The organism is Paraburkholderia sp. (assembly GCF_035948235.1).
Taxonomy (GTDB): Bacteria; Pseudomonadota; Gammaproteobacteria; order Burkholderiales; family Burkholderiaceae; genus Paraburkholderia.
The window spans coordinates 1-11,473 of the sequence record NZ_DASZJJ010000116.1; the positions used below are offsets into that span (position 1 = coordinate 1).

Consider the following 11,473-nt stretch of genomic DNA (forward strand, 5'->3'; position numbering starts at 1 on the left):
CTTACGCGTATGTTGCAGCAGCAGCGCCAGCGCCGCGTCGTTGCTCTTGCCTTGATAGCGCGTGTAGAAGCGCTTCATATACACCTGGCTTTCGCCATCGACGAATTGCGTCAGATAGCGATTACGCGCGACCGGGTCGTCGAGCCACGTCGAAGGCTGCCCCGAGGTCTGGATCATCTCGTAGTGCACGATGTCGCGCATCAGCCGCACGAACACGAGATTCACCGAATGCTGGAAGGCACGCTGCACCGTTAGGATCTGCGCGTTGTCGCTCGACTCGAAGTTGTTGAAACTCTGCGCACCGCCGCCGGTGTAGAAGGTCTCGCCCGGGTTCGCGGAATACTTGCGCTGCACCGCCTCTTCGAGCATCGCGTCGAGCGAGCGGTCCTGCGTCTTCGACAGATAGTCGATCGCCCAGCGCGTGAGCGCGTCGCTCGGGTCGACCTGCGACAGCATTGCGCGCAGCGTCTTCGCGTCTTCGTTTGCGTACTTCTCATGCAATGCGGTGACGATCTGCAGATACGTAATGATCGTGCGCAGCTTCGCCGTCGAGCCCAGATTCAGGCGCGCGCCCGAATTGATGTCGAAGGGCTGGTTCACACTGTCGGTCTGCACGCGTACGAGGTTCTCGCCGTTGCGGCGCTCGAACAGCGTGAAGCTGTAGGCGATCTTCGAAGGATCGTCGGAAGGCCGCAGCATTTCGAAGCCGACCAGCCCCGCTTCGCGCGCGCCGTCCTTGGTCGCGGCATCGGCGAGCCGGTCGCTCACCGCCTGCTGCACAGAGTCGTCGAGCGTGGCCGTGGCGGTCAGGTCGAGTCGGTCGAGATCGTAGAGCGTCTTGAGACCCAGCGCCTGCATCAACTGCGTGCGCAACGTCAGCACCGCCTTGCGGTCCACATAGGATGCGGGCGGACGCGGCGCAGGTTTCGAGCGGTCGAGCGAGAGCTGGGTCGCAAGCGCGGCGTCGCGCAGCGCGGGCGAGATGACGCCGCCGCTGGCGAGTAGACGCAGATAACTGTCGGTGAGCTTCGCCAGCGCGTCGTTATTCTTCTGCAGGAAATACGAGGGCGCACGCTGCGCGATCAGCAGCGAAAGAACCTGCCGGAAAGCTAGCGCCTGCTCGTCGAGTGTGGCGCTCGACACCGGTTCGCGCAGGATGCGGTTCACGTCGCGGAAATCGCGCCCGTACCAGGCCGCAAGGCCGTCGCCAATCCCGCTCACTTCGCCGATGCCCGCCTTCGCCGAAAGCGGCACGGAATTCAGGTAGTGCACGAGAATCTGCTGGCGCGCGGGCATCGTCTGCGGGCCGTCCAGATATGCACGCACCGAAGCCGAGGCGATCTGGCGCAGCTTCTCAGGCGGCGTGGCGGTGCGACCACCGGCCGAGTGGCGGAACTTCTCGATCTGCGTGGCGAGCGTGCTGCCGCCTGGCGTCTGCTGATGGCGATTGACGATGCGCGCGCCCTGATCGACGAGTGCGCGGCTGAAGCGTCCCCAGTCGATGGCCGGGTTGCGGTTCGGCTGGTCGGCGGCCAGCAGATATTTGTCTTCGATAAAGAGCAGCGAGTCGCGCACGAGCGGGGGCACCGCGTCGAAGCTCTCGTAGGCGCGCTGCGGATAACGCGTGTGGAACAGCGTGCCGCCGTTGGCGTCGCGCAGCGCGATGCCGGCCTGGTCTTTTTCCTCGTAGGGCAGGAAAAGTCCGTCTCCGGCAAGCTGGATCATGCGTTCGGAATCACGGGCCTGCGCCGCGATGGTGAAGCCGCGCTGCGTGAGTCGATCAGTGAACGACGGTAGCTGTGCGTAGCCAAGCCGCACGTCGTACGGACCGTTGGTAGTGGGGAACTGGATGTTGTGGCTCGGCCCGCTTTCGACTGTAAAGCCGATGTCTCGCGTTAGCTCGGAAAGGTAGCGCGCCTGCAGCCGGGAGGTGTCGATCTCGATCTGGACGATGCGCGCCAATATGACTATGGCGGCCAGAAACGCGACAATGAAACCCCATTTGACCCACCGCCAGATCGAACCGGCACCGGTGGCGCGAACAGGAAAACGGACCGACGGGCGGCTCATGGTTATTCTCCCTGACGTCGCGTCAGATCGCGGAGTACACCTCTGGAAGATAGTCTATCTCGCCTCATGCGTGTTCGTGTGCGCTCTTGACGCACGTCGAGTGCAACAGTCGCATGCTCGCAACAGGCGTGCCCGCACGATCTGGAACGCATGCGTGCGCAAGCGCCATCTGTCCGTCATCAACCGCCAGACGCCTGATCGACACGCTGCCAATGTGGGCGACCCAACGCGGCATGCGACGTGCTGCCGATATAATCTTCGGTCCCCCGGCCGCCAGCGGCCCATGCATCAGGAGCAATATGAAGAAGCTAGTCGTGCCCCTTGCCTTTTCGCTCACGCTCGGCGCTTGCGCCTGGTTTCAAGGCAATCCGGATTCGGGCCAGCCGGTCATCGATTCGACGACCAACCGTTCGGTCCGCGATGTGATTTCGTGTCTGACCGTGGAAGCCACGCGGCATAACTCCAGCTTCAGCACCACCTCGCTGCCGCAAGGCGAAATGCTTGATTTCGGCGACTCCAACGTCATCAAGGTGCGCGCCGATAACGGCACCACCACCTACCGCTTCTACGCGGGCAAGCGCCACGCCGCCAACCTCTGGATCGAGGGCGCGAGCAAGACCTGCGCGCCCTGATTTCTCTCGCGCGTTCGTTTACCGTTTGTCTTCTGTAATCAAGGCTTTGCGCCGCATAAGTTGACGTGGTGCAAGCCCGGTTACTTCGGCTTACGTGACGTAACGTCATGTAGTACGGCGACACATTTTCGCGAGCGGGTTTTAAGAATCGTTTAAGTCTTCGTCCGCATCATCGCGTCACCCATAAGAAACGCAGCAGGAGGTGCCCGTGTACTGGACAGGTTCAAAGCAATCGGCAACAAAAGAAGCAAGCAGCGAAAAGGCCGCGAAGCCTGCGAAGCGCACGATCCTGCGCCGCCTGCTGAGCCATCACGAACTGGCCACCCTGCTGGTGCTGCTGCACGCGCCCATCGACGCACACGCCAAGCCGGAGATCTCGTCGCTGCAGGAAGCGGGTCTCGTCGAGCAGGTGCCCGGCGACGTCGTAGCGGGCGCCACGCAGATCCGCCTGACGCCCGAGGGCAACGCGGTCCTGCAGGGGCTTGGCCTCGCACGTTGAGGCAGTGAAAGCCGCGCGCCTGGCGTGCGATCGGCATGGACTGGCACTGACACGGCACGAATAGCAAAACGGCGGCACGCATGGGCGTGCCGCCGTTTTTTATTGCCCGCTGACGTGGGCAGACGTGCGCAGGCTCGATCAGGCCGCCGCGCGCTGGGGCACGTCGTCCTGAAGGCGCAGCAGCCGGTAGCCGCTCTTGTAGACCGGCTGCAGGCGAAAACCGTTGTGCTCTTCGATGTCGAGCAGCACGCGCAGGCGCGAAACATGACTGTCGATCGTGCGCGTGAGCGTGTGCAGTTCGCGGCCCCAGACCATCGCATAGATGTGGTCGCGCGACAGCACCCGGCCGACGTTGGCGAAAAAAAGCGAGGCGAGTCGGAACTGCGTGGTCGACAGTTCGACCGCATTACCCCGCACGGTGACGAGCTGCCGGCGCGAATCGAAGTGGTAGGCACCCGCGTCGAGCGTCGGCAGGTCGTAGCGCTCGGGAAACGCGCGGCGCAGCAGCGCATTCACCCGGGCGCTCAGCACCGAGGCGCACACAGGCAGGCTCACGTAGTCGTCGGCGCCCACTGAAAACGCGCGCACCACGCTGTCGTCCGAGCCGTCTTCGGACGCGAACAGCACCGGGATCTGGTTGCCGTTCACGGCGCGCACCGTCTTCAATAAATCCGCGCCCGAAAACCGCGAGCCCTGCCAGTCGAGCACGAGCATGTCGACGGTGGAAGCGGCCAGCGCCTTGGCCAGCATGACGCCGTCGCTGAACGGCAGGCAGGCATGGCCGCTCTGCACGAGCACGCGTTCGATCTGGCCGCGCTGGATGGTGTCGCGCTGGAGAATCGCGATACGCATAGTGGAATCTCTTAAGTTCGGAACGTGCAATTTTGTGGAGAAGTGCAAAGGCCGCCCATCAGAACAATCCGAATTGATGCGCTTTGCACAACCGCCTCATCGATTGGGACAACTTTCACGATGCCAGGCGCATCGTCGGCTTCCTGTAAAATCGCCGGCTGGCTAGAAGTCGTCGACGCGCGCCCTTGCCTTTGGCCTACCCGGCCCCGCGCGCGCCCGTGCCCACCCGCGCCCGCCTTCCGACCACCGCCGCCCCACGCGCCACCCGCGCGCATGCCGGCGTGACGCCAATCGGCTTCAAACCGGCTTCAAACCGGGCTTCAAACGCGAACTCGATAACAACTTCACGGTACGGACCATTTCGGAAATGCAGGCAACGGATCTGGACGCTCGCGCGAGCGCCCCGGCACGCGCGCTCACGCGCAGCGACTACAAGACGCTCGGCCTCGCCGCTCTCGGCGGCGCGCTCGAGTTCTACGACTTCATCATCTTCGTGTTCTTCGCGCCGGCCATCGGCCAGTTGTTCTTTCCGGCGGCGATTCCCGACTGGCTGCGCCAGCTGCAGACCTTCGGCATCTTCGCGGCGGGCTACCTGGCGCGACCGCTCGGCGGGATCGTCATGGCGCACTTTGGCGACCTGCTTGGGCGCAAGCGCATGTTCACGCTGTCCGTGCTGCTGATGGCGCTGCCCACGCTGGCGATGGGCTGCCTGCCCACTTACGCGACGATTGGCGCGCTCGCGCCCGTGCTGCTACTCGCGCTGCGCGTGCTGCAAGGCGCAGCGGTGGGCGGCGAGGTGCCAGGCGCGTGGGTGTTTGTCTCCGAACACGTACCGCGCCGCCATACCGGCTACGCCTGCGGCACCCTGACGGCGGGTCTCACGTTCGGCATCCTGCTGGGCTCGCTGATCGCGGCAGCGGTCAATCATCACTTCGCGCCGACGGAAATCGCCTCATATGCGTGGCGCATACCTTTCCTGATTGGTGGCGTTTTCGGCTTGTTTTCGGTGTATTTGCGCCGCTGGCTGCACGAAACGCCGGTTTTTGCGGAAATGCAGGCGCGCAAGTCGCTCGCCGATGAAATCCCGCTCAAGGCGGTGCTGCGCGACCACGGCCGCGCCGTGATCGTGTCGATGCTGCTGACGTGGATGCTCTCGGCCGCCATCGTGGTGGTGATCCTGATGACGCCGCCGCTGTTGCAGAAGCAGTTCCATCTGGACGCCACCACTTCGCTACTCGCCAACTGCGTCGCCACGCTGTTCCTGACCGTGGGCTGCGTGAGCGCGGGGGCGCTGGCCGACCGCTTCGGCGCGCGCCGCGTGCTGTCGATCGGCGGCATTGCGTTGGCGATCTCCTATTACACGCTGTTCCGTCAGATGGCCGTCGACAGTTCGCTGCTGCTGCCGCTGTACGCCGTCGCCGGTCTGCTGGTGGGCACGATCGGCGCGGTGCCGTTTGTGCTGGTCCACGCCTTTCCGCCGGTGGTGCGCTTCTCGGGCATCTCGTTCTCCTACAACGTCGCCTATGCAGTGTTTGGCGGCCTGACGCCGATCGTCGTCGCGCTGCTGATGAAGTCGCAGCCATTCGCGCCGACCTACTACGTCGCCGCAATCTGCGTGCTGGGCGCCCTGACCACGCTGTTTTTCAAGGATCCGGTGCGGGGCGATTAAAGCGCAGTGCGGCAATCGCAACGGCCTTAAAAACGGCCAGATCATGATCCGGCGCCGTTTTTATTTTGCTGTTCGATCGCCCGGCGCTGCTTCGACCTTTCACGCCAGAGCGAAACGTCCGCGCAGCCTGCGTCCTAACATAGGACGCATGAAACCCGCACACCTCACCCCGCCCGCCGCCCCTCACGTCCGCTTCACGCCCGCGCTCATGCGCGTCGTGGGGACGGTCAGTGTGGGCTTCGTCGTCACCCAGCTCGACGTCACCATCGTCAATATCGCGCTGGCGCGCATCGCCGCCGATCTGCACGCGAACATCGCGCGGCTGCAATGGATCGTCGATGCCTATACGCTGGCCTTCGCGGTGCTGATGCTCTCGGGCGGCGTGCTCGGCGACCGCTACGGCGCGCGACGCATGTACGCAGTCGGCCTCGTGGTCTTTGCGCTCGCCTCGCTGGCCTGCGGGCTTGCGGCGAACCCTGCCCTGCTGATCGCCGCCCGCGCGCTGCAAGGCGCCGGAGCCGCCGCGATGCTGCCGAACTCGCTCGCGTTGCTCAACGAGGCCTGCCGCCACGAGCGCTCGCTGCGCGCCCGCGCCGTGGGCTTCTGGACGGCGGCGGGCGCGATCTCGATCGCCGCCGGGCCGGTTGCAGGCGGACTGCTGATTGCGGCCTTCGGCTGGCGCAGCATCTTTCTCGTCAATCTGCCGCTGTGCGCGGCGGGACTGGCCGCCACGCTGGCATGGATTCCAGCGAAGCCGCGCGATGGCGATGCAAACACCGCCGCCCCGCAGCGCCCGCGCAGCCTTGACGTACGCGGGCAGTTGCTCGCCGTCGTCGCGCTCACGGCCTTCACGGGCGCGGTGATCGAATGGCGGCCGCTCGGCTTCACGCACTGGGCGATCTGGGGCGGCCTGCTGCTGGCCGTGGCAGCGGGCATGGGGTTCGTTGCGCAGGAAGCGCGTACGGCCGATCCCATGCTGCCGCTCGCGATGCTGCGCAATCGCACCTTCAGCGCGGCCGTGCTGTTCGGCATCTGCGTGAACCTGACCTATTACGGCACGGTGTTCGTGCTCGCCCTGTTTCTCCAGCATGCGCGCGGCCAGACGCCGTTACAGGCGGGCCTCACGTTCATCCCGCTCACCGGCGGCTTCCTGATCTCCAATATCGCGAGCGGGCATGTGGTTGCGCGCTTCGGCACGCGCCTGCCGATGATCGGCGGCGCACTGGTTGCGGGGCTTGGCTATGCGCTGCTGATTCCCGTCGATGCGGGCACGCCGCTCGCCGCCTTGCTGGCTGCCTTCCTGCTGATCCCGAGCGGCATGGGTCTCGCGGTGCCCGCCATGACGACGACCGTGCTGAGCGCCGTCGAGCCAGCGCGCGCCGGCACGGCATCGGCGCTATTGAACACCGCGCGCCAGGCGGGAGGCGCGGTGGGCGTGGCGGCGTTCGGTGCGCTCACGGGCGGCGGAGCGGCCCGCGAAGTCGTGAGCGGTCTGCACGGCGACGCGGCGATCTCGGCGGCCATTCTTTTCATCGCCGCCTGGCTGGCGTGGACCATGCGCGCCGATACCGCCCATCCGGCGCAAGCCACCACCGCAACGCCAGGTATGAAAACATCGCGCTGAACCCAGCGCACGATCCAGACGATTCAGACGAAAAAAGGCTCCTTGCGGAGCCTTTTAGCCGTAGCGAACTGCGTATCGTGCGCCTAGAGCGAGGTCTCCTGGATCGCGCCGGTGCTCAAGGCACGCTCGATCAGTCCGTCGTTCTGCGCCTTGCGGATGGCATGGGCGATCAACTGGGCTGGCTCCTCGAGTTCCGCCTTGAGCGCGCCAAGCAAGCCCGTGGCATCGAGGATCACCAGTGTCGTCGCCGTATCGGCGGTGCTGATCAGCACGCGGCGCGTGCCGTCTTCGGCGAGACTCGCGCAGAACTGCCCCGTCTTGCCGCCCACGTTGAAATCGAAGTTTTGTATCAAAGCCGGCTCCCTGTTTCGTGTGGATTCAATGGATCGTGTCCGTGATCGACCTGCGCTGCGCCATGGCGTCTTGACTGGCCTAGCCGCCGAAACCGCCGCGCGGCGCACGCAGTCCATCAATGGAAGCACGTCCCGCGCCCGTTACGGTCAGTAGCAGGAAACCGCCCGCGATCGCCACGTTCTTCCAGAAGTGCACGACCGCATCCTGCTGCAACGCGGCCTGGGTGACGTTCCAGAAATCGTGCCCGAGTACGGCCGTAACGATAGCGTACACGGCCAGCACGAAAGCAACGAAACGCGTGCGGACGCCAAACACGACCGCGAGCCCGCCCAGCAGTTCGATCGCCGTGGCGACGGGCGCCGCGATCTGCGCGTAGGGCACGTTATGCGCGTGCAGATAGCCGACGAACCCCGCATACCCCAAGAGCTTCATGGCGCCGCCCCAGAGAAACAGTATCGCAAGCGCGAGTCGGGCGATGAAGATGATGAGGGAATCGGCGGGACGGGTCATGGAGGGCTCCGGTATGCAATAACGCAGTGACCGTGTTCGCGCCCTACAGTTCCCCTGGTTTTCGGATTACATGAAGGCAAGGAGAGAGGACACAGCAAAACCGGACCGTGCCGATGACCGGCACAATACTTCGGACTCCGATTTATCTGGCGACCGATTCGACAGACAAAAAGATCGCCGCGCGTTTACCCGAGCTGACTTGCGCGACGCGCGGGCACAGTCAATGCTTATGGCGCATACCGTGTGGACGTCTGCCATCGAGCCAGCGCGTCACACGCTGCTCGATCGAGCCGCGGCTATGGCGTGAAATAAACCACGATGCCGCGCAAACCAGCACCATCACGGCTGGGCCCAGCAAATAAGCAGCAACCGTTTCCCTCATGGCCGTCTCCTTCGCCAAGCCGCCAGACAGAGTGTGAGGATTAGATTCTAGGCGATCAAAACTCGACCGGTAAGCGCCGCGCGCGATCGTCGCATGCGTTCTTTTGCACGGTTTGCTTATATCCCTGCCGATGCCGCTGCGAAGCGCTCTGCAGAATCTCCATGACGCCGGAGGTAATGGATCGTGCACAGCGTTTCGCTAGAATCCGCAACATGAACACGCTCGCGTCCTCTGCATTCGTCCTGCCGGCAATGGCTGCCGGCGAAGCGCGCCGCAGCGTCGGCGAACTGCTGCGCGAATGGCGCATGCGCCGCCGTATGAGTCAGTTGCTGCTCGCGACCGAAGCCGAAATCTCCACGCGCCATCTGAGCTTCGTGGAATCGGGACGCGCGACGCCTAGCCGGGAAATGGTGATGCATCTGGCCGAACGGCTCGATGTGCCGCTGCGCGAGCGCAATGCCCTGCTGATCGCGGCGGGCTACGCGCCGCTCTATCGCGAACGCGCGCTCGACGACCCGCAACTGGCGGCGGCGCGCGAAGCGGTTGAACTCGTGTTGCGTGCGCACGAACCTTACCCCGCGCTTGCGGTGGACCGGCACTGGAATATCGTGGCGTCGAACGGCGCGCTCGCGCCGCTGATTGGCGATGCATCGCCGGCGCTGCTGGTTGCCCCGGTCAACGCACTGCGGCTCTCGCTGCATCCCGAGGGCATCGCACCGCGCATCGTTAACTGGCACGCCTGGCGCGCGCATCTGCTTGCGAGGCTGCAACGGCAGATCGACGCTAGTGCGGATGCGGCCCTCGTTACACTTCAAGACGAGCTTGCCGCCTATCCCGCCCCACCCGGCGCATCGCCCGCCAGCGCCGAAACGATTGCCCACCACATTGCCGTGCCGCTGCGCTTGCGCACCGCAATCGGCGAACTGTCGTTCTATAGCACCACGACGATCTTCGGCACGCCCGTGGACATCACGCTTTCCGAACTGGCCATCGAAGCGTTTTTTCCCGCCGATGCATCAACCGCCGAAGCGCTGCGAACAAAGCGGAATTAATGGGGCAATCAAGGCATTTAAATAAAGGCGCATATGGCCCTGAACGCGAAATGCGCCGGGGCTGTTACAAATCGACCTGAGCCCACGAAACCCACACTTCGTCGGTAACACTTTCTCTGATGCTGCTGCGCTGGCCGGCTGTGCCAAAAACGCCGGGGTTTCGCCTCGAGCGAGCCAATTCGCGGCTCTCGACGCCCTTGCATCACGTCATGACATAAACTTTCGGGCCATTACCGCGCTCTCACCCCAAAAAAACTGTTGTTTTAATGCGAATTACATATACGCGTAAACCAGCATCGGTAAAAAGCGCGTCAATGCACCGCAGATGTACACGCTCTGTCACATCTTGACAAAGCCAGTTACACGGGGTCGAAACACCTGTTACAGATTAATCCTCATATGTATTAACAATTCACTGGGTAGTTCTTACCTGTCAACGTAATTCCTTTCAAACCGTTTATTCGGCATATCCTGGCGCAGCAGTCTATTCCGATTCGTTGCGCATGCATCGACAACACCCTGAAAACCCTTATTTCATGGGCTTTTTGGCTTAATTCCCCAACCCATAAGGCTTTGCTGGCGACTGTCACAGAAGCGTCTTCAATCCTCAGAAAAAGTTACCGAAATTATTTGTAACAGCGGCATTATTTTTTTGAGAAGGGATTGATTTCTGAGATTAGTCCTCATACAATTCGCTCCAACGTGTTACGAGTTGTAACACGTTGTATCAAGAAGTCAGGCGCCACCGTGAATGAGTGGACCGACGCAAGAGCCAAAAAAGTTACAACGGCAGCAAATGCCGGGGGGTTAATCGGGGCTTCGGAAAAGAGAGAAATGGACCGTAGCAGCGAGACGCTGGATTCAATCCGCGAAATTAATTTGTCGTATCTGATGCTCGCACAGCGCATGCTGCGCGAGGACAAGCCAGTCGGGATGTTCCGCCTGGGCCTGTCGTCGGAACTGGCCGATCTGCTTTCCAATCTGTCGCTCGCACAGATTGTGAAGCTGGCTGCTTCCGACCAGCTTCTTTGTCTTTTCCGCTTCGACGACCATGCGATGCTGACTGCGCTTACGCAGACATCAAAGCATGCAGACGTGGCGGCCACTCACGCGGCGATCCTGCTTGCAGGTCAGCCGGCTGTGCAATTCGCCTGAGGGACGGGTCATGACGACGAACCGCCGCAGCCTCACCGAAGACGCGCAGGAAGTTTTTCGCGCGATCGCGCTGATCGAGCTGGGTGCACGGATGCAGGTGCTGGAGAGCGAACTTTCGCTTTCACGCGACCGTATGATCCGTCTGTACCGCGAGATCCGCGGCGTTTCGCCGCCCAAGGGTATGTTGCCGTTCTCGGCGGACTGGTACATGACGTGGCTGGCCAACATCCACGCCTCGTTGTTCTACAACACGTACCTGTTCCTCAAGAACGAAGCGCGTTGCTCGCATCTCGACGCGCTCACCAAGGGGTTCCGGCTGTATCTGGAACACTGCCGCCACAGCGGGACCGAGCCGGTGCTCGATCTCACCCGTGCGTGGACCCTGGTGCGTTTTTTCGATGCAGATATTCTGCAGATGACGCCTTGCTGCCGTTGTGGCGGTAAGTTCGTCGCGCACAAACACGACCTGCAGCACAACGTCGTGTGTGGTGCATGCCAGCCGCCTTCGCGCGCCGGCAAGACGAAGAAGGCGGCTGCAGCGCGACGGGGCGCAGAGCAGACCGAGCGCAACCTTCCGGTGGAAACGCCGGACGGCATTGCCGAGGCTGCATAAGCGTAGGAGATCCAAGATCCGGTCAACCGGACGCAGCAGCAAAGACTAGACGCGAAGCCGT

At 63.1% G+C, this 11,473-nt stretch carries 11 protein-coding genes; 7 read left to right on the forward strand and 4 right to left on the reverse strand.

Annotated features, from left to right (window positions below):
* Positions 1-2,070: transglycosylase domain-containing protein (locus VG320_RS10415; RefSeq protein WP_327200029.1), on the reverse strand; the 2,070-nt coding region annotated here is incomplete at its 3' end.
* 299 nt (positions 2,071-2,369) lie between these two features.
* On the opposite strand from VG320_RS10415, the gene VG320_RS10420 reads away from it, so the two are divergent.
* On the forward strand, positions 2,370-2,702 hold the full coding sequence (locus VG320_RS10420; protein WP_327200030.1) for a hypothetical protein: 333 nt from the start codon (positions 2,370-2,372) through the stop codon (positions 2,700-2,702).
* Between the two features lie 286 nt (positions 2,703-2,988).
* Entirely contained in the window at positions 2,989-3,201 is a 213-nt protein-coding gene (locus tag VG320_RS10425; RefSeq protein ID WP_042297186.1) for a hypothetical protein, read from the forward strand.
* A gap of 138 nt (positions 3,202-3,339) precedes the next feature.
* Here VG320_RS10425 and VG320_RS10430 read toward each other — a convergent pair whose 3' ends face one another.
* Positions 3,340-4,053 carry a response regulator transcription factor gene (locus VG320_RS10430; RefSeq protein ID WP_327200031.1) on the reverse strand — a complete coding sequence of 238 codons (714 nt, stop codon included), beginning with the start codon at positions 4,051-4,053 and terminating at the stop codon, positions 3,340-3,342.
* A gap of 367 nt (positions 4,054-4,420) precedes the next feature.
* On the opposite strand from VG320_RS10430, the gene VG320_RS10435 reads away from it, so the two are divergent.
* Together VG320_RS10435 and VG320_RS10440 are read left to right on the forward strand one after the other, a co-directional pair.
* Positions 4,421-5,722, forward strand: coding sequence for an MFS transporter (locus VG320_RS10435; RefSeq protein ID WP_327200032.1), 1,302 nt, complete (start codon positions 4,421-4,423; stop codon positions 5,720-5,722).
* A 148-nt stretch (positions 5,723-5,870) separates the two neighbouring features.
* On the forward strand, positions 5,871-7,346 hold the full coding sequence (locus VG320_RS10440) for an MFS transporter (protein ID WP_327200033.1): 1,476 nt from the start codon (positions 5,871-5,873) through the stop codon (positions 7,344-7,346).
* Between the two features lie 83 nt (positions 7,347-7,429).
* Here the strand turns inward: VG320_RS10440 and VG320_RS10445 are convergent, their stop codons facing one another.
* Both VG320_RS10445 and VG320_RS10450 read right to left on the reverse strand, forming a co-directional pair.
* Complete coding sequence (locus VG320_RS10445; RefSeq protein WP_327200034.1) at positions 7,430-7,699, reverse strand: hypothetical protein; 270 nt, start codon at positions 7,697-7,699, stop codon at positions 7,430-7,432.
* Positions 7,700-7,778: 79 nt separating this feature from the next.
* Complete coding sequence (locus VG320_RS10450; RefSeq protein ID WP_327200035.1) at positions 7,779-8,210, reverse strand: DoxX family protein; 432 nt, start codon at positions 8,208-8,210, stop codon at positions 7,779-7,781.
* Positions 8,211-8,768: 558 nt separating this feature from the next.
* On the opposite strand from VG320_RS10450, the gene VG320_RS10455 reads away from it, so the two are divergent.
* The 3 genes from VG320_RS10455 (at position 8,769) to flhC (ending at position 11,412) form a co-directional block, all read left to right on the forward strand.
* Positions 8,769-9,644: a helix-turn-helix domain-containing protein gene (locus VG320_RS10455; protein WP_414696010.1), complete on the forward strand. Its 876-nt coding sequence runs from the start codon at positions 8,769-8,771 to the stop codon at positions 9,642-9,644.
* Between the two features lie 834 nt (positions 9,645-10,478).
* Positions 10,479-10,799, forward strand: coding sequence for a flagellar transcriptional regulator FlhD (gene flhD, locus VG320_RS10460; protein ID WP_327200037.1), 321 nt, complete (start codon positions 10,479-10,481; stop codon positions 10,797-10,799).
* A 10-nt stretch (positions 10,800-10,809) separates the two neighbouring features.
* The gene (flhC, locus tag VG320_RS10465; protein WP_103703088.1) at positions 10,810-11,412 is read left to right on the forward strand and encodes a flagellar transcriptional regulator FlhC; all 603 of its coding nucleotides are present in this window, start codon (positions 10,810-10,812) and stop codon (positions 11,410-11,412) included.
* Positions 11,413-11,473 lie beyond the last annotated feature (61 nt).